The 19222-nt window shown below is 44.4% G+C and carries 12 protein-coding genes; 5 read left to right on the top strand and 7 right to left on the bottom strand.

Translation table 11 applies throughout. The features are described from left to right. The first annotated feature begins 39 nt into the window (after positions 1–39). From GZ22_RS13240 to GZ22_RS13250, 3 genes are all read left to right on the top strand, one after another. The gene (locus tag GZ22_RS13240) at positions 40–429 is read left to right on the top strand and encodes a YfmQ family protein (RefSeq protein ID WP_038563372.1); all 390 of its coding nucleotides are present in this window, start codon (positions 40–42) and stop codon (positions 427–429) included. Between the two features lie 50 nt (positions 430–479). Further along, complete coding sequence (locus GZ22_RS13245; protein WP_038563373.1) at positions 480–983, top strand: GNAT family N-acetyltransferase; 504 nt, start codon at positions 480–482, stop codon at positions 981–983. Positions 984–1082: 99 nt separating this feature from the next. Further along, positions 1083–2135 carry a tetratricopeptide repeat protein gene (locus GZ22_RS13250; protein ID WP_038563376.1) on the top strand — a complete coding sequence of 351 codons (1053 nt, stop codon included), beginning with the start codon at positions 1083–1085 and terminating at the stop codon, positions 2133–2135. Between the two features lie 48 nt (positions 2136–2183). Here GZ22_RS13250 and GZ22_RS13255 read toward each other — a convergent pair whose 3' ends face one another. Together GZ22_RS13255 and GZ22_RS18065 are read right to left on the bottom strand one after the other, a co-directional pair. After that, the gene (locus GZ22_RS13255; protein ID WP_038563378.1) at positions 2184–2531 is read right to left on the bottom strand and encodes a hypothetical protein; all 348 of its coding nucleotides are present in this window, start codon (positions 2529–2531) and stop codon (positions 2184–2186) included. Between the two features lie 94 nt (positions 2532–2625). After that, positions 2626–3480 (bottom strand): N-acetylmuramoyl-L-alanine amidase family protein, encoded by an 855-nt coding sequence (locus tag GZ22_RS18065; RefSeq protein ID WP_051748270.1) that lies wholly within the window; start codon positions 3478–3480, stop codon positions 2626–2628. A 107-nt stretch (positions 3481–3587) separates the two neighbouring features. On the opposite strand from GZ22_RS18065, the gene maa reads away from it, so the two are divergent. Continuing rightward, the gene (gene maa / locus GZ22_RS13265) at positions 3588–4148 is read left to right on the top strand and encodes a maltose O-acetyltransferase (RefSeq protein WP_038563381.1); all 561 of its coding nucleotides are present in this window, start codon (positions 3588–3590) and stop codon (positions 4146–4148) included. Between the two features lie 73 nt (positions 4149–4221). Beyond that, positions 4222–5361: an ROK family transcriptional regulator gene (locus GZ22_RS13270; protein WP_038563383.1), complete on the top strand. Its 1140-nt coding sequence runs from the start codon at positions 4222–4224 to the stop codon at positions 5359–5361. 27 nt (positions 5362–5388) lie between these two features. Here GZ22_RS13270 and GZ22_RS18070 read toward each other — a convergent pair whose 3' ends face one another. From GZ22_RS18070 to galT, 5 genes are all read right to left on the bottom strand, one after another. Then, positions 5389–6033 carry a class D sortase gene (locus tag GZ22_RS18070; protein ID WP_051748271.1) on the bottom strand — a complete coding sequence of 215 codons (645 nt, stop codon included), beginning with the start codon at positions 6031–6033 and terminating at the stop codon, positions 5389–5391. 12 nt (positions 6034–6045) lie between these two features. Next, complete coding sequence (locus GZ22_RS13280) at positions 6046–7749, bottom strand: YyaL domain-containing protein (RefSeq protein ID WP_038563385.1); 1704 nt, start codon at positions 7747–7749, stop codon at positions 6046–6048. Positions 7750–7811: 62 nt separating this feature from the next. Further along, positions 7812–16331 carry an Ig-like domain-containing protein gene (locus tag GZ22_RS13285; RefSeq protein ID WP_038563388.1) on the bottom strand — a complete coding sequence of 2840 codons (8520 nt, stop codon included), beginning with the start codon at positions 16329–16331 and terminating at the stop codon, positions 7812–7814. A 359-nt stretch (positions 16332–16690) separates the two neighbouring features. Continuing rightward, entirely contained in the window at positions 16691–17722 is a 1032-nt protein-coding gene (locus tag GZ22_RS13290) for an aldose epimerase family protein (RefSeq protein WP_038563390.1), read from the bottom strand. After that, positions 17719–19212 carry a UDP-glucose--hexose-1-phosphate uridylyltransferase gene (galT, locus tag GZ22_RS13295; protein ID WP_038563393.1) on the bottom strand — a complete coding sequence of 498 codons (1494 nt, stop codon included), beginning with the start codon at positions 19210–19212 and terminating at the stop codon, positions 17719–17721. Before galT ends, GZ22_RS13290 begins: the two co-directional genes overlap by 4 nt. Between the last annotated feature and the right edge of the window lie 10 nt (positions 19213–19222).

Below are 19222 nucleotides of genomic sequence, written 5' to 3' on the forward strand. Positions count from 1 at the left end.
TATTATAAGCACGATTAATTGGAATCGAGGCGAAAAGATTTGTCGTGGGTATTTATTGTCTTATTGATTGTAGCTAGTTTGATTAAAGTTTTAGCGGCATCTTTACCGAGTGGGGTTGTGGATAAGGTAGGAAAGAGATTTCAACTGCATCCGAAGCTAACTTATGATGTGACTGTCAAGCAGGATGGCAAGGCTCTTCCAGAGGAAGAAGCACAGCGTATTATTGATCAATTCAATGACGCCAGCTTCTTAGAAAAATACTATTATGCTCCTGCTCCTGAAGGTGTACCGTTTGAGATAGAAACAAAACAAGGACGTTTTCTAGTATATCCATATCCAGACAGAGTGGATGTATTTAAATATCAGAAAAAGAAGGTTTCTTCCTATAGCCTGCGTTCTCAAACAATGCAAGGACAGGCTGCAAATTGATTCGGCTTTCTATATAATATATAAAAACAGGAAGCAGGAGCGTGTGCAGGATGAGAATCAGGAAACTGACAGGGAATTCTGTGCTGATTAAATCAGCTGCAGCTTTTTACCAAGAGGCATGGCAAGTGAGCTTTGCCGATATTGCTCCTCGTTTTGTGCGTCATAGTAGGTATCCAGGTTATCAAGGGCTCGTACAGTTGAACGAAAAGAGTAAAATGGTCGGATTGGTGTATGGATACACTTCAAGGCCAGGGCAATATTATCATAACTTGCTGCGAGCGGCACTGCAGGAGAATGGAAAGTCTGATTGGCTGGATGATTGCTTCGAATTAGTGGAGTTAGTGGTTGCTCCCTCTGTTAGAGGATCCGGAATCGGAACCGCGCTGCTCAATCAACTGCTAACTGCAGCACCAAACAAGACAGCTGTCCTGACTACACGTGAGAATAATAGTAAAGCAATTCAGTTTTATGAACGGAACGGATGGGAATTGCTGAAAGATTCTTTTTATCCGTACGATAAAGCCTATCGAATATACGGAAAAAAGCTTAAATGAACCGATTCACCATATGGTGAATCTTTTTCTTTCTGAACTTCTAAACATTACCTAGTAATCTACCGATGATTCAGATAGGAATAGAAAGAGGGTGAGACGATGTACCAGACAGATATGAAAAACGCTCAAATATTTAAAGAGCTGCTTGATAAATTATACGTAAATATTAAAACGGAACAGATCCGTGCTGCTGATAGTATTCGGAATGAAATAACTGAACGGGAAGTTGCAATTCACGATGAAAAACTGCTTGCAAAAAGTATGTTGTACGATGCTCGCTTGAAGATGCTTAAAGGTGATTTGGATAAAGGAGAAAAGCTGCTCGAGGGTGCTGCTGATGCATTCGCGCTCACCGATGAAAATCTTTACTACTACCATTTCTTCAAGGGGCTGTTGTTGTACCGGCAGACCAAGCTTCAGGAAGCAATTGTCGAATTTGAACGTGCTGAACCGTTTTTGTCGGTGCAAATCGACCATCGGGAAGTGTCTGATTTCTATTATAAATTGGCAAATACGTACTATTATATGAAAATGACTGCTTTCTCTGTCTTGAATGCCAATAAAGCTATCGAATCAGCTCATCGTTACGATCAAAAATTACAGCTTGCAAAATGTCTTCTGCTACAAGGGTTGAATCATATGCATATGACTGACTTCCGGAAAGCAGAGGAACTGTTTCAAACTGCTTTGAAGCATGATATGTCAGAGTCTGAATTACAGCTGCCTATGTATATCCATCACAATATTGGGGTACTGTACTTCAAGCTAAATCAGCTTGAGAAGGCTATGGGGCATTTCGAAAAATCTATGCATTACAAGCATCCAGAATATTATTTAAAGAGCTTATATTACGTGACAGAATGCTGCTTCCGAATCGGCTTGAAGAAACGTGCGATGGAGCACTTTGCTGAGGGATTTGCATTAAGCAAGAAGCGAGATGAAGATGCATATAAATGGATGTTTGCTATGCTTCATAAACAATATGTTGATAAGGACAGTTTCGAAGTAGTATGGCGGGAAGGCATTGAATATTTCCAATCCATTGAAGATGAAAATAATGTGCGTCATTTTTCCGAAGGGCTAGCCAAGTATTATACAGAGAATAATGATTTTGAAAAAGCATCCAGATATTATCTTCTGGCTTTAAAATAGAGTAATACAAGAAAAGGAGATTGCTTCGAGCAGTCTCTTTTTTTTGTATTAAGATAGCTTCCAAGCAGGGATCAAACTATGAAATTGGAAGTAGTAGCTCATTGGGATGTGCATCAAGGTATAGAAAGCTAAGGTTGTCGCATAGGTAATGAACCAGTTGTAGATAGGTACTTGCAGGAAAAGGTACAAAAGCAGCATGCCAACTGGGAAAGGAACGAGCACAATCAGCCAAATTGGTGCGCCAAGTGCCTCTGTCAGTGCGCCAAGTGCGACGACGGAGAAGCCGATGACCATTGCTTGCCATATTGGTAATCCGTGCCGGAATAATAAGCTGCCGATATAATAAGAGAGTCCGGTAAGTATGATGGCTAAAATGAAATCTACTAAGTATTTCAATTTTTATTCCCTCCTATGCACTCTAATTATACGATTATATCTATAAGTGTAGTATGAAAATTATGTAAAAAGCTGCCATGTTGGCAGCTCTGCTTTAGCTTGCATAATCTTTGATTCCTTCGGCAATTGAACTGGCCACTTTATCTTGGTAACCTTCATCGTTAAGGAGCACAGCATCAGCAGGGTTCGAGATAAATCCTGTTTCAACGAGTACAGCTGGCATGGATGTGTGGCGCAGTACATAAAAATCAGCACTATGTGTGCCTCTATTTTCATTATTGGTGTTGGCTACTAGTGCAGTTTGGATGCTGGAAGCCAGCTGTTTCCCGCTGCTGCTTGCTCCGTAGTAGTATGATTCCAACCCTTTTGCTGACGAAGATGTAGCACTGTTGGCGTGGACGCTTACAAACAAATCTGCTTTCCAGTTATTCGATAGTGTCGCTCGTTCTGGTAATGGAATAAAAACATCCTCGCTGCGTGTCATTTTTACATCATACCCATTAGCAAGTAATCTGCGCTGCAGTTTCTCCGAGATAGTCAGAGCAACCCATTTTTCCATCGTATCGTTTCCGATTGCACCAGGATCTTTGCCGCCATGTCCGGGATCGATAACTATTCTGTGCACAGGCTGCCCACTTGATGATTCTGCGGGAGCTGGAGCTGCTGTTTCATTTTTCGCTGCTGTTACATAATCCAAGCTAAGATAACCTGTTTGGCTCTGAATGGTTATTTGCCCCCAGCCATCTCCTCTGTCGATATATTGAAACTGGGTGCCAGCAGGGAATTTGCCGATAATGGCAGCATCCGTCGAAGGGGCGGCTCTGATATTCAGGTTTGCAGTCGTTTGTCCAGTATTGGAAACGCTAGCGTTTGCTTGTGTGGGCAAGATCAATAAAAGTGCAATGAGTATGAATAATAGAGGCAGTGCAACTTTGAGGCGGGTGTGCATAGTAATTCTCCTTTGCGATATAATAGAATCAGTATGGTCCGTGTTTACGAGTTTTATAACAATAGATACATAAAGTGAGAGATTTTCAGAAAGGGGAGAGTATAACTATGAAGACAGAAAGAGAGAAAATGGTGGCTGGGGAGCTTTATCGTCCTTCCGATAAAGAGCTGACGGACAGACGTATGGAAATTCGGGAGTTGATCCGTAAATATAATGATACAACTAGCTATGAGCACGCCGAGCGAGCGGATTTATTGCATAAGATACTTGGCTCATCTAAAGGCAAAGCCTACATCGAACCGACCTTTCGCTGTGATTATGGGTACAATATTCATCTTGGTGAAAACTTCTATGCGAATTTTGATTGTGTGATGCTTGATATTTGTGAGATTCGTATCGGAGATAATTGTATGTTGGCTCCAGGTGTACATATATACACTGCAACGCATCCGTTGCATCCGGTAGAACGTAATTCCGGTTATGAATTGGGCAGGCCGGTGACAATAGGAGATAACGTCTGGATCGGCGGACGTGCTGTCATCAATCCTGGTGTGACAATAGGAGATAACGCGGTTATCGGATCAGGTGCCGTCGTTACAAAAGATGTCCCTGCAAATACTGTAGTCGGGGGAAATCCAGCAAAGGTTATTAAAGAGATAGAAATCTAGAAGATTAGCATGGGAGTCAGCTTTGTTCGAATGATGGTATACTGAAATTATTACTGATAGTGGAGCGGTTTAAATGCAGCGTGGCACATTTCAATTAATGAAAACAGTGAATAGATCTTTGATTCTCAACAAGATTCGTATTGCAGCGCCAATATCACGCGCAGATATAGCGAAAGAGACAGGCTTGACGCCTCCGACAGTCAGTATTATCGTCAAGGAACTGATTGAACAAGGTCTTGTAGAGGAGAGCAAGCTCGGATCCTCAAGCGGCGGCCGTAAGCCTACCATGCTTCATATCCGGACAGATGAGTTGTTTGTCATCGGTGTTGATGCTGGTCCAGGTACAGTCGACTGTATTTTGACGAATCTAACAGGAGAGATGCTTGGGATTGTCTCTTATCCGCTTAGTGTGCATACTAATAGCGAGTTTTTGCATCAAGTCGTAAAAGCTATTCAGCAGTTGCTTGACCGGCATAGTATGCAAACAGAGCAGATAATAGGTATCGGAGTAGCGATGCATGGAGTCGTGGACGCAAAAACTGGTGTATCTCTCGTAGCTCCTCTCTTAGGATTACATAATATTCCTATCAAGCAGGAGCTAGAAGATAGATTCAGTATTCCGGTGAAAGTGGATAATGATGCTCGAGCAATGGCGCTTGGGGAGTCGTGGTTTGGCGGTTATGATATGCAGGATAGTATGGTGGCCGTCAATATTGGGCGAGGAATTGGTGCGGGAATTATTATTGGCGGAAAGCTTTTTCACGGAGCAGCAGGGCTGGCTGGTGAACTAGGACATATGTCTATCGATCCAAATGGAGAAAAATGCGCTTGTGGAAACCGTGGTTGCCTTCAGACACTTGCAAGCGGTCCGTCTATTGCGCACAGAGCAAGGATGGCGAGTGGGGAAGCTGTTTATCACGCAGCGAGAGCTGGAGATGAAGACGCTCAGATCATTCTGGAAAAAACAGGTCAGATACTTGGAATAGGTTTGGTTAATTTAATACATCTGTTGAATCCTGATCGAATCATTCTTGGCGGAGGTGTGATGGAGAGTGCTGCTTTTCTCCTTCCCTCATTAAAGGAAGAAATTGCGAGCCGAGCATTGACGGATCAAGCGGCACAGACTGAGATAATGGTAAGTAAACATGGAAATCGTGCGACAGCATTAGGGGCAGTAGCGCTACAATTGGTTGATCTGTTTGCCCCGGTATGAAAAAGCACAGCCTTTTGGCTGTGCTTTTTAATTTGGTTTTGCGTATATGAGGTAACGCTCAGTGGGCGAGCCTATTCCTGTGAAAGGATAACATGTCATCAGGACCAGTGATTCACTATCTCCGGGAGTGATGACATCTGTTCTAGACTCATGCACAATGTCATGTGCATACATTGTATAGCTGAATGACCCCTGACTGGTTTCGATTATCAGTTCATCACCATTTTTCAGTTCTCCTGCACGCCGGAAAGTAGAATCATTATGCCCGGCAAGAAATACTTGTTTGCCTCCTCCAGGCAAGCTAGAGCTAGTTTCGTGGCCAACTCCTGATTTCAATTCCTGCGGCGCAGTTCCTTCTGAAATAGGAACTTCAAGTTCGATGGCAGGTATACGCAGAATGCCGACCAGTTCACCTTCTTCAAAAGTTCCCCTATTCACTATATTTGTATTGTTGACTTCTTGTCTGTCAGATTGACCAGCATCTTCTGGTTTGTTATTTTCAGCATTGGCAGTATCACTCGTATTGCTGTTGTTTTTCTCTTCAGCCAGCATAGCATTGGCTTCTTCTAAAAGGTTATCGCTCTTTGCTTCTGATTGATAGAACTGATAGCCGGTCATAACAAGTACGATAGCTCCGACTAATAAAAGGGTATAGCCTATGAACTTCAGCATGTGATACACCTCCTAGGAAGGAATCAACGACTGGTCTTGATGGTCAGTCAGATAATATTGGGCATACAGACAATAGGAACTGATATTGTGATGCAGGTCATCAATACGTACACGGAATCCGTGCTGTCTATTGAAGAAACTCCCGACAACTGAACTCGGGTTCTCCATGTACATTGCTATCTCAGGATAGAAGAAACCTATCCGCTGCTGATCAGCACGAGAATGTATCGTATCCTCTAAATTCTTCATATCAAATCCTCTTAAAAGATGACCTAATTGGGCGTGGTGCATTCTGTCCAGCAATCTTCTAGTGCAAAGCAGAATCTGCAATTGTGTAGGAGAGGGGTTCGTATTCCCTTTCATCGCTGCCAATCTTTTTTGGATGCTTTGCAGTTTCACGGCAAAATAGCGTCTATCAGGTATGATACCGGTCATTTCATACACTGCATAACTGAGCCAGTGATTTGGTGCAGGCTGTACTCTTCGATTGATAAAATGTTCAAATGCAAGCTTGCTTCTTTCTAGCCACAAGGGATAACTATCTAATTGATACAGTCGCAGCAAGGCATAGACAGCCTTAGCATCATATCCAGCTTGATGCTGCTTTGCAGTGATATTCAGGAAACTGCCGCTTCTGTTTTGTAACGTAAGCATACCATTAGCCATTTTTTTTGCTGCTTCCAAATACTGCTCATCGCCAGTCAGAGACTGGTAGTCAGCGATAGCTATAACTGCAGCGGCAGTAGCTCCAAGACTGTACAGCTGGTTTTTGGAGTCCTTTTCGATAAGAATAGTTTTAGAATCCTTTTCTGCCTGGAATTTTAAAAGATAATCCAGTGCAGCCTTCATCCGTTGCAACAGAATGGGATCTTGTTGCTGCAATGACCTTTTCCATCGATAGCCCTCGGCTAGCGAGTGGATAGCGTCGGCATGTTTAATCAAATTATAAGACGTAATTATTTTTGAAGCAGCTGCATATATGCCATAGTCAAACTTTCCGTCCTGCTGTACACGGTCTCTAAGATGATTTGTCGAGCACTGTATTAGAGTATCTATATGGCGGTCAAGATGCCGGATAGGGCGAATGCCATTTTTGTGGTTGCCGTGCTGCAGGTGAATGATAGCCTTCGGTCCTATAAAAGTAGAAACTGTGTCAAAAAGAAAAACCGTTCGTTCTTTGTATTGTGAAAGCTGAAAAGGGTTGAGAGGGCGATTCCATGCCCGCTTTAGTAAATAGGAGTTCACAGCATCTTCAAACCAATTTTTTAGTCCCGAGCTCCTGTTTTCTTGAATGAACTCGTTGCCGTTAAATTCCTGTTCCAAGAATGCCAGATTGAATTCCTTATCAAAGCTGATTCCATATTTGAAGTGATTTGTTTTACAAGATGCAATTGCATCTTGAAGTGATTGAAATGATATAGGTTTTACTTGACTGACAGCATCAATCTTAATCCAGGGGTAGATAATGGAGCGTTTCCTACTGTGTATTTCTATACGCCGCAGCAATTCGGAAACAGCAGTATTGAAGTGATGGTGGCCTGAATAAATGACTTCGGCCTGTGAATTAAATGTTCCTAAGGAAGCGAAAAGGATATAAGTATTAGCGGTATGATTTCGTACAGAAGGAGATATAGTATCTTTTAGAGCATGCAACTGTTGTTCTGCTAGATCCAATTGGGTGCGGATTTTGTTTGTTGTAAATAATTCTGGCTGCATCGTGCATCCTCCTTTATGTATAGGAAAAGGAGGGCTGAGCCGCTCCTCTTCCTGAATGTTATTTACTGATTTTTTCTTCTAAAGCGAGATGCAACGAGTGAAATCGCTCCTGCAATCAATGCTCCTGCACTGATCAAAATGGATGTGAAGAAGTTATTGGATGTCTGTGGCAGCTGTCTTCCATCATAAGTACCATCAGAAGACCCACTACCTGGAAGGACTGTGGACGTATCTGTACCGCCTTCTTCATTATTGCCAACAGTTACTCGGGTAGGCTTACCTTCATTACCATCAGAATCCTTACCAATAACAGTAATCTCATCACCAGGCTTCAGTCCAGGTGCCGGAACGGACCAGTTGCCATCGTCGTCAACCGTTGTCTCTTCTGTATTACCCCCTGGAAGGATAACGATAACACCAGTACCAGGAGTTCCTCCTCCTGAAATTGTGTCATCACCTTCATCAATTGGATTAACGGAAGGAGATTCAGGTGTTTCTATGTCACCGTTCTCTACTGGAACGATAACCGGATCACTTTCATTTCCAGCTGGATCAGTTATCACTACGATGACCTCATCACCAGGATCTTGTGCTGGAATGTCAGCTTCCCAATTGCCATCTTCATCAACCGGAGCTTCTATAGTAGAGCCATCTGGAAGTGTGATAACAACCGTCGATCCAGGTTCTCCGTCACCAGAAACATTCGTATCTTCATCCGTTACCGGGTCGACAGAAGGTGTGTCTGGTGCTTCTGTATCAGCATTTTCTACTGGAACGATAACCGGATCACTTTCATTTCCAGCTGGATCAGTTATCACTACGATAACCTCATCACCAGGATCTTGTGATGGAATGTCAGCTTCCCAATTGCCATCTTCATCAACTGGAGCTTCTATAGTAGAGCCATCTGGAAGTGTGATAACAACCGTCGATCCAGGTTCTCCGTCACCAGAAACATTCGTATCTTCATCCGTTACCGGGTCGACAGAAGGTGTGTCTGGTGCTTCTGTATCAGCATTTTCTACTGGAACGATAACCGGATCACTTTCATTTCCAGCTGGATCAGTTATCACTACGATAACCTCATCACCAGGATCTTGTGATGGAATGTCAGCTTCCCAATTGCCATCTTCATCAACTGGAGCTTCTATAGTAGAGCCATCTGGAAGTGTGATAACAACGGTAGATCCAGGTTCTCCATCGCCAGAAACATTTGTATCTTCATCCGTTACTGGATCAATGGAAGGAGTGTCTGGAGCTTCAGTATCTTCACCTTCAACTGGAACGATAACAGGTGCGCTTACGTTATTGTCCGGATCAGTGACGACAACAATAATCTCATCGCCAGGTTCTTGAACCGGAATGTCAGCTTCCCAGTTGCCGTTTTCATCAACCGGAGTTTCTACAGTAGAGCCATCTGGAAGTGTGATAACAACAGTCGATCCAGGTTCTGCATCGCCGGAAACATCAGTGTCATTATCGGTAATTGGATCGACAGATGGAGCATCCGGAGCTTCTGTATTTTCATCTTCTACTGGAACAATCACAGGATCACTTACGTTGCCATCAGGATCGGTAATGACAACAATGATTTCCTCACCAGGATCTTGAGCAGGGATCTCGGTTTCCCAATTGCCGTTTTCATCGACCGGAGCTTCTACAGTTCCTCCATCTGGCAGTGTAATAACGATAGTTGAACCAGGTTCACCGTTACCAGAAACAATCGTATCTTCGTCCGTGACTGGATCTACAGCCGGAGCGTCCGGTGTTTCAGTATCTCCGTTTTCTACTGGAACGACGACAGGATTACTTACATTACCTTCTGGATCAGTGATGACCACAACAATTTCTTCTCCAGGCTCTTGAGCCGGAACTTCAGCCTCCCAATTGCCGTTTTCATCGACCGGAGCTTCTACAGTTCCTCCATCTGGAAGTGTGATAACGACAGTAGAACCAGGTTCACCGTCACCAGAAACAATCGTATCTTCATCCGTGACTGGATCGACAGAAGGAGCATCCGGAACTTGTGTATCACCGTTTTCTACCGGAACGATGACAGGATCACTTACATTACCTTCTGGATCTGTTACGACTACAATAATTTCATCACCAGGCTCTTGAGCTGGAATTTCAGCTTCCCAATTGCCATCCTCATCGACCGGAGCTTCTACTACAGTTTCTCCATCTGGAAGCGTGATAACGACAGTAGAACCAGGTTCACCGTCACCAGAAACATTCGTATCTTCGTCTGTTACTGGATCTACAGCCGGAGCATCAGGAGCTTGTGTATCGCTGTTTTCAACTGGAACGATAACAGGATCACTTACATTACCATCTGGATCGGTGATGACCACAACAATTTCATCACCAGGTTCTTGAGCTGGGATTTCAGCTTCCCAATTGCCATCTTCATCGACCGGAGTGTCTACAGTTCCTCCATCTGGAAGTGTGATAACGATAGTTGAACCAGGTTCTCCGTCACCAGAAACATTCGTATTTTCATCCGTGACTGGATCGACAGAAGGAGCATCCGGAGCCTCTGTATCTCCGTTTTCTACCGGAACGACGACAGGATTACTTACGTTACCAGCTGGATCGGTGACGACCACGATGATCTCATTGCCGGGCTCTTGAGCCGGAATTTCAGCCTGCCAATTGCCATCCTCATCGACCGGAGCTTCCACAGTAGAGCCATCTGGCACTGTGATAATGACCGTAGATCCAGGTTCTCCATCACCAGAAACATTCGTATCTTCATCTGTTACTGGGTCGACAGAAGGAGAATCCGGAGCTTCTGTATCACTGTTTTCAACTGGAACGATGACAGGATTACTAACGTTGCCTGCTGGATCTGTGACGACGATATTGATTTCCTCACCAGATTCTTGAGCTGGAATCTCAGCCTGCCAATTTCCTTCTTCATTAACCGGAGCATCTACGATAGAGCCATCTGGAAGTGTGATAACTACAGTTGATCCAGGTTCTGCATCGCCTGAAACATTCGTATCTTCATCCGTTACTGGATCAACAGAAGGAGCATCTGGAGCTTGTGTATCACTGTTTTCTACCGGAACGACGACAGGATCACTTACGTTGCCAGCTGGGTCTGTTACGACAACAGTAATTTCATCTCCTGGTTCTTGAGCCGGAATGTCAGTTTCCCAATTGCCATCTTCATCAACCGGAGCTTCCACAATAGAGCCATCAGGTAGTGTAATAACAACCGTAGATTCAGGTTCTCCATCACCAGAGAGAGAAGTATCTTCGTCGGTTATTGGATCTACAGCTGGGCTTTCCGGCTGAATATTGTCAATGACACTAACAACTTGTGAAGCACTTAGATTACCAGCAGCATCTATAGAGATGATAGAAAGTTCAGCACCTGCTTCTTGAGTCGGGATGTCAATTACCCAATTACCGTTAGTATCTGAAACGGTTTCTAGCTGTGTGCCGTTTGGCAGTGTTACTACTACTGTAGTGTCCGGTTCAGCGATACCCGTCAACGAAGTATCTGTGTTGGATACAGGTAAAGCTATAGGTGTTGCGGGAGCCTCTGTGTCCGGTTCATCACCAACTGTTAATACGGTAGGTTCACTGCTATTACCGTTTTGATCGGTTTCAATGATTGTTATTTCACTGCCGGCATCTTGTGGCGGAATTTCAGCAGACCATTGCCCTTGGTCATTTGCTCTTGTTTCTATCACTGTACCATCAGGTAGGTAGAGGAAGATAAATGAATTGAACCCGGAAAGGCCAAATATAAAGTTATCATTCGCTGTAATTGGCCCTGCTACTGGAGGTGCAGGTATATCAGATTCGCCAGCCTGCACAGTAATATTGGCTGAATTACTTACATTACGAGCTTCGTCAACAGCTACAACTGAAAGGACAGCGCCAGACTCTTGAGTCGGTATGTCAACAGACCAGTTACCTTGAGCGTCTGCAGTTGTATTTATAGTTGAGCCATTAGGTAGCGTGACGATAATATCTGCATTTGGCTCTGCAGTCCCAGAAAGGGTAGTATCGTCGCTATCAACTGCATTGACCTCAGGAGCATCGGGAGCAGTAGTATCAGCGTTTGTTACAACAACTGACCCTGAGCCGCTTACATTACGAGCTTCGTCAACAGCTACAACGGAAAGGATAGCGTCTGGGTCTTGAGCCGGAATGTCAACAGACCAGTTACCTTGAGCATCTGCAGCTGTATTTATTGTTGAGCCATTAGGTAGCGTGACGATAATATCTGCATTTGGTTCCGCGGTCCCAGAAAGGGTAGTATCGTCGCTATCAACTGCATTGACTTCTGGAGTTTCTGGAGCAGTAGTATCAGCATTTGTTACAACAACCGTACTAGTGCCGCTAACATTACGAGCTTCGTCAACTGCAACAACAGAAAGAGAAGCGCCGGGGCTTTGAGCCGGGACATCGACTGTCCAGTTACCATCTGCATCAGCGGTTGTTCTGACAGAAGTTCCGTCTGGAAGCGTCACGATGATATCCGCATCTGGTTCCGCGGTCCCAGAAAGGGTAGTATCGTCGCTATCAACTGCATTGACTACAGGAGCTTCAGGAGCAGTAGTATCAGCATTTGTAATAACAACCGAACTTGAGCTACTAACATTACGAGCTTCATCAACCGCTACAACGGAAAGGATAGCGTTAGGATCTTGAGCTGGAATGTCAACAGACCAGTTGCCTTGTTCGTCTGTAGTTGTACTGATTGTTGAGCCATTAGGAAGCGTCACAATGATATTAGAGTTAGGCTCAGCTGTACCAGCAAGAGAAGTATCGTCACTGTTTACAGGATCAACCTCAGGAGCTTCAGGAGCAGTAGTATCAGCATTCGTTACAACAACTGTACTAGCACTGCTAACATTACGAGCCTCATTAACCGCTACAACAGAAAGTGCAGCACCAGGGCTTTGAGCTGGAATATCAACTGTCCAGTTACCATCTGCATCAGCGGTTGTTCTGACAGAAGTTCCGTCTGGAAGCGTCACGATAATATCCGCATCTGGTTCCGCCGTCCCAGAAAGAGAAGTGTCGTCACCGTCAACAGGATTAACTTCTGGTGCATCCGGAGCAGTAGTATCCGCGTTCGTTACAACAACTGTACCCGCGCCACTAACATTACGAGCCTCATCAATCGCTACAACAGAAAGCGCAGCACCAGGGCTTTGAGCTGGAATATCAACTGTCCAGTTACCATCTGCATCAGCAGTCGTTCTGACAGAAGTACCATCCGGAAGTGTCACAATAATGTCCGCATCCGGTTCCGCCGTCCCAGAAAGAGAAGTGTCGTCACTGTCAACAGGATTGACTTCCGGAGCATCCGGAGCAGTAGTATCAGCATTCGTCACAACAATCGTACTAGCGCTACTCATATTGCGAGCCTCATCAACAGCTACAACTGAAAGTGCCACACCAGGATCTTGGGCTGGAATGTCAACTGTCCAGTTGCCATCTGCATCGGCAGTCGTTCTGACAGAAGTCCCATTTGGTAGCGTAACAATGACATCAGCGTTTGCTTCCGTAGTCCCGGAAAGAGAAGTATCATCACTATCTATTGCATTAATCTCCGGAGCATCTGGAGCGGTAGTATCGGCATTCGATACAACAACTGTACTAGCGCCACTGATATTACGAGCCTCGTCAACTGCTACAACTGAAAGTACAGCGTCAGGATTTTGAGATGGAATGTCAACAGTCCAATTACCATCTGCGTCAGCTGTCGTTCTAACGGAGGCTCCGTTCGGTAGAGTAACGATAATATCTGTATTTGCTTCAGCTGTACCAGAAAGAGAAGTGTCGTCACTATCTAAAGGATCGACTTCTGGAGCTATAGGTGCTGTTGTATCAGAATTAGCAACAGTTATAGATTCAGATTCGCTTTCATTTCCAGCTTCATCAATAGCAATTGCTGAGATCTCACTTCCTGGATCTTGTGCAGGAATCTCTGCAGTCCAATTACCTTCAGAATCAGCTATTGCTTCTGCAGTTGTGCCATCCGCCAGCGTTACAATAATTGTTGCATTTGCTTCAGCTGTACCAGAAATAGATGTATCGGCGTTAGTGACCGGATTTATTTCCGGAGCTGCGGGAGGAGCTGAATCATAATTGATTACTACGACGGTGCTCGGATCACTTTGATTACCGGCATCATCAATTGCGACAACAGAGATCTCAGTGCCAGGTTCTTGAGCTGGAATTTCGATATTCCAATTGCCATCAGCATCTGATCGCGTTTCCACTGTTGTACCATCGGAAAATGTTAGGACAACATCCGTATTTGGTTCTGCAGTACCGGAAAGAGAAGTATCGTCACTATCAACAGGATTAACTTCTGGAGCTGCTGGTGCTTCTGTATCTGAATTCGTAACTGTTGCAGTACCAGCATCACTTTCGTTTCCGGCTTCATCTGTTGCGGTAACGGAGATGACGCTGCCTGTCTCTTGAGCAGGAATATCAACAGTCCAGTTACCATCTGCATCAGTAGTTGTGTCTAAAGTAGAACCATCTGGAAGTGTGACAACGATATCTGTGTTCGGTTCAGCTGTACCGGAAAGGGAAGTGTCGTCGCTATCAATTGGGTTAATTTCCGGTGCGCCTGGTGCTTCAGTGTCAGCATCGGTAACGGTGACAGAACCTGCATCACTTTCATTACCTGCTTCATCAACAGCGATTGCTGTGATGTCGCTATTCGCTTCTTGAGCAGGGATATCAACAGTCCAGTTACCATCTGCATCAGTAGTTGTTTCCGCAGATGAACCATCTGGAAGTGTAACGATGATATCTGTATTCGGTTCAGCTGTACCAGAAAGAGAAGTGTCATCACTATCAATTGGATTGAATTCCGGAGCGGTCGGTGCCTCGGAGTCTGCATCAGTAACGGTGACATTTCCAGCTTCACTTTCATTCCCGGCCTCATCGACAGCGACTGCAGTTATGCTGCTATCTGCAGTTTGAGCTGGTATTTCAACAGTCCAGTTCCCATCTGCATCTGCAGTTGTTTCAGCAGTTGAACCGTCAGGCAATGTAACGACAATGTCCGCATTCGCTTCCGCTGTACCTGTCAGTGTTGTGTCTTCATCAGTGACTGGAGCAATGACTGGTGCAGCAGGGGGTTCTGTATCCGCGCCACCGCCCGCATTCGTTACTGTAACTGAGCCAGGATCACTTTGGTTGCCGGCTGCATCCGTGCTAGTGACAGAAATATCGCTATCGGGATCTTGTGCCGGTATTTCTGCTGACCAATTCCCATTGTCATCTGCTTCTGTCTCGACTGTTGAGCCATTAGGCAGTGTTATGGTGATGGCAGAACCAGCTTCTGCTGTACCCGATAAAGTTGTATCGTCGCTGTCGATCGGTGATATCTCTGGAGTGGCAGGAGCCTCTGTATCACCATTTGTTACGGTCGCACTAGCTGCGTCACTTTCGTTACCGGCATCGTCAGTCGCGACAGCTGTGATTGTTGTATCTGCTGCTTGAGCCGGAATCTCAGCTGACCAATTACCAGCTTCATCGGTAGTGGCTTCAACTGTTGAGCCATCGCCAAGTGTTAACGTGATTACTGTTCCTGCTTCTGCTGTACCAGAGACCGTTGTATCATCACTGTCCACAGAGTTGATTACTGGTGCCGCAGGAGGTTCGGTATCAGCATTAGTAACCGAAACTGTACCCGCTGAACTTCTGTTACCTGCTGCATCCGTAGCAGTAGCAGAAATAGTTCCACCCGCCTGTTGAGCTGGAATAGCAGCAGACCAGTTACCGTTTGCATCTGTAGTGGCAGTTGCGGTAGAGCCATCAGGCAGTGTGATATTGATTCTGCTGTTTGCTTCAGCAGTACCTGTAAGTGTTGTATCGTCACTGTCTACGGAACTAAGGACAGGAGCTGCTGGCGGCTGCGTATCCGTAATACCTGTCGTAATAGAGGTGGCAGCACCCCGTCTGTTAAGTAAATCTACGTTTGCAATTAATGAATCTGCAGCGATGGCACGGAAATCCAATCTGCCGTCTGAGGCAGTTGGCAGCTGGGTGATGCCTAAATTTGCTAGATTGATGCGAGCGGTAAAGGTTGTCGGACTGGAGACAGCGATACCTAGTGTGTGTCGGATATTGGCGCCAAAGGAATTTGTAGTTGTGTTTACAGTCAGATTGCTTCCGGTGACGGATCCAGTGTGGGTTAAGTTTGCCACACCGCCGACACCTACGTATGGAATAGAATAGTTGATAGTAGTTTGGGAACGTATATTAGGATTCTGCAGCAGACTTGATAGTTCTTCAGGCAATTGGAAGTTGGGTGAGTAGTTGCTTATAGCGCCAATATTGGCTAGTTGGTTTCCTCTAAGAGTAAGGGTCAGAATGCCACCCGAATAGTTTGCGCTAAGCGTCTGGTTGCCAATTACAGCAATGTCAGCAGCTTCAGCAGTATATTTGCTGAGGGTCTTTTGTTCGGAATCGTATACATAAGGTGTTACAACGATTGCGGCTGCTGCAAGCAGAGCGGAGGAGCGCTTTGCCACACGTAGTTTATTTTTCCGTTGCATGTTCTTTTTGTGATCATAGTTTTTTCGTTTGCTCATCCTTTTACCTCTTTCCATTGGGAATTAGCTGAAGCAGTTTTAACGGCTGGCAACAATATCTGTGTATACATAGTTTCAATAGCGTCATAACCCTCCATGTTATGTAGTGAATCTGCAGATTTTGTTACAATGTGTAACTTTTCTGTAACATTAGTCGATACAATAAGCCTCTATAACCTAAATTTCAAAAGATATATCTATAAATTGGTAAATTTGATATATTAGTACCTTTTGTGAAGGTTTTCATATAGGATATTTTTACTTTTGGGAGGATATAGAAGCTGAAATATCCATCGGAAAGCATAGGTATTTTTACATAAAAAAACAGCCAGTCATAAGACTAGCTGTTTGCTACTTGGTTATTTAATAGAAAAAGAGAATGAAGTTTCTTTTCGGTACGTTTCGTCCGGCTTGAGAATGAGGTCAGGAAAACCGTCATGATGCAAGCCTGCAGGGAAAGCCTGCGTTTCGAAACAAATGCCCAGGTACTTTTCCGACTTGCGTTCTTTTAGTTCCAATGAATCATCCAGTCCATTGCCCGTGTATAAAACGAGACCAGGCTGGTTCGATTCAATAGTCATTAGTCGTCCACTTTCGGGGTCATAGAGCCCTGCTTTTGGTTTCTCTTTGCTTGAGAATAAAAAATAGTGATCAATGCCTTCCCCGGCAATGCGAAGCTGATCATGCAGCGTGCTGAATACTTCCTGTAGTGGTTTGAATGATCGCAAATCGAATGGAGAATCAGTTGTATCCAGCAGTCTTCCTGTTGAAATCAGTTCTTCATCCAACTCCGTGTAATGATCACTTGCGACCATTGCCTGCTGCGTTGCAACAGTCCTTTTCAGGTTGCCACTGAGATTGAAGTACGTATGGTTTGTTAGAGTGACAGGAGTTGCTTTGTCAGTTGTTGCTTCATAAAGGATCACCAGTTTATTGTCCTCAGTAAGAGTATAAGTGACATTCACCGTTAAATTGCCTGGATAGCCGCCTTCACCATCCTTACTAGTATAAGAGAGTCGAAGGCCGTTTGTTTGATTTTCTTCAAAAGGTTCAACTTCCCAAAGTACTTGGTGAAAGCCTTCAGGACCGCCATGCAAATGATGTTTCCCTTCATTTGCTTTCAGTTGGAATGAGTCACCGCTTAACTCGAATTCTGAGTCTTGTATCCGTCCAGCAACACGGCCGATTAAGGCTCCGAAGTAATTCGGATTATCTTTGTAATCTTGAAGTTCGCGATAACCTAGTACAATATTCTCCAAGTTTCCGTCTTTATCAGGGACTTCTAAAGAAGTAATGATGCCCCCAAAGTTCAACACTTCAAGCCGCATCCCTTTATTATTAGTAACAGTGTACAATTCCCATCCATCCTGAAGCGCAGTCTTTTCGATCATGAAGACACCACTTTCTGATTAAGTTTTGTGATAAAACGTTGCAAGGCTTTATCATCCTTGAAGACACCAGCATCCTCTAATACACGGACAAATTTCTGGCCAAGTTCTTTTTGTACAACTTCTTTTGCATATTGTTCGTTGTGAAGGAAGCCATGTTTCTTCCGCAATTCCTGAGCCCATTCTTCGTGCGGAGCGTCCACTTCATCTGCTTTTCCGGCGAGGAACTTATAAATTGTTTCAAGCTCCGTTGCTAAGCGTGGCGGTAAAACTGCAAGACCCATTACTTCAATCAAGCCGATATTTTCTTTTTTGATGTGATGCACATCTGCATGCGGGTGAAAGATGCCTAATGGATGGGTAGCTGTCGTACGATTATTGCGAAGTACAAGATCCATTTCATACAAGTCATCCCGCATCCTAGCAATCGGAGTTATTGTATTATGCGGCGTATCGTCTGTAAAAGACAGAATGGACGCATCTTCATCATCGTAATCACGCCAAAACGCTAGAATGCTTTCTGCTGCTTTCGCAAGCTTTTCTTGATCATCCGCCTTGAGGCGGATGACCGTCAGCGGCCAATTGAGCACAGCTGCACTTACATCCGGGTGCGCATGAATCGGGAAGGTATAGCGTTCTTCCGCATTGGTCATGGCAAAGGTATAGCGTCCTGCTTGATAATGATCGTGGGAGAGAATGGAGCCTCCTACAATCGGTAAATCAGCGTTCGAGCCGATGAAATAATGAGGGAACTTTTCTACAAATTCAAGCAGTCTGCGGAATGCATCTGCATTTATTTTCATATCCCGATGTTCTTCTGATAATACGATGCTGTGTTCATCGTAATAAACATACGGCGAGTATTGGAAAAACCATTTTTCCTCTCCTAGTGACAATTCAATTACGCGGTGGTTAGAGCGTGCAGGATAACCGACTCTGCCGGCATAGCCTTCATTTTCTTTGCAGAGCACGCAAAGAGGATAGGAATTATCCTGCTTGGTCATCCGCTCGCGCTTGATTTGCTCTGGATCTTTTTCTGGTTTGGACAAATTGATAGTAATATCCATTTCGCCATATTCTGTTTGTGCTTTATACGATATGTTCTTTTTGATCCGATTCATTTGGATGTAGTTGCTGTTCTTGCTTAGATTATAAAAGTAATCCGTTGCCTGCTCAGGTGATTTCTTATAATAGCCCTCAAATAAAGTTTGAACAGTGGAAGGTCGAGGCATGAAGCAATTCATCAACGATGCAGCAAGCATCTCCTTCTCATCCAGAATGTTATCGATAATATCTTCCTTTACGGCATATTCTATGATTCTATCTACTAAATCCGGTATTGAATCGGAGCTTGTTAAAATCTTATGTTCCGGATATGTTGTCATCTTCAACAAGTGCATCACCTGGTTGCGTACATAGATGATATCCCGTTCCTGTATCAAATCTTCCTTACAAGTTTGTTCCAATAAACTCTCAATATCTGAATAAATCATATGAACACGT

The organism is Terribacillus saccharophilus (assembly GCF_000725365.1).
Classification (GTDB): Bacteria; Bacillota; Bacilli; order Bacillales; family Amphibacillaceae; genus Terribacillus; species Terribacillus saccharophilus.

Excerpts from the sequence above, each read along its gene's own strand:
- GZ22_RS13245 (WP_038563373.1), top strand. The coding sequence starts at position 480 with ATGAGAATCAGGAAACTGACAGGGAATTCTGTGCTGATTAAATCAGCT.
- GZ22_RS13250 (WP_038563376.1), top strand. The coding sequence starts at position 1,083 with ATGTACCAGACAGATATGAAAAACGCTCAAATATTTAAAGAGCTGCTT.
- GZ22_RS18065 (WP_051748270.1), bottom strand. The coding sequence starts at position 3,480 with ATGCACACCCGCCTCAAAGTTGCACTGCCTCTATTATTCATACTCATT.
- maa (WP_038563381.1), top strand. The coding sequence starts at position 3,588 with ATGAAGACAGAAAGAGAGAAAATGGTGGCTGGGGAGCTTTATCGTCCT.
- GZ22_RS13270 (WP_038563383.1), top strand. The coding sequence starts at position 4,222 with ATGCAGCGTGGCACATTTCAATTAATGAAAACAGTGAATAGATCTTTG.
- GZ22_RS18070 (WP_051748271.1), bottom strand. The coding sequence starts at position 6,033 with ATGCTGAAGTTCATAGGCTATACCCTTTTATTAGTCGGAGCTATCGTA.
- GZ22_RS13280 (WP_038563385.1), bottom strand. The coding sequence starts at position 7,749 with ATGCAGCCAGAATTATTTACAACAAACAAAATCCGCACCCAATTGGAT.
- GZ22_RS13285 (WP_038563388.1), bottom strand. The coding sequence starts at position 16,331 with ATGAGCAAACGAAAAAACTATGATCACAAAAAGAACATGCAACGGAAA.
- GZ22_RS13290 (WP_038563390.1), bottom strand. The coding sequence starts at position 17,722 with ATGATCGAAAAGACTGCGCTTCAGGATGGATGGGAATTGTACACTGTT.
- galT (WP_038563393.1), bottom strand. The coding sequence starts at position 19,212 with ATGATTTATTCAGATATTGAGAGTTTATTGGAACAAACTTGTAAGGAA.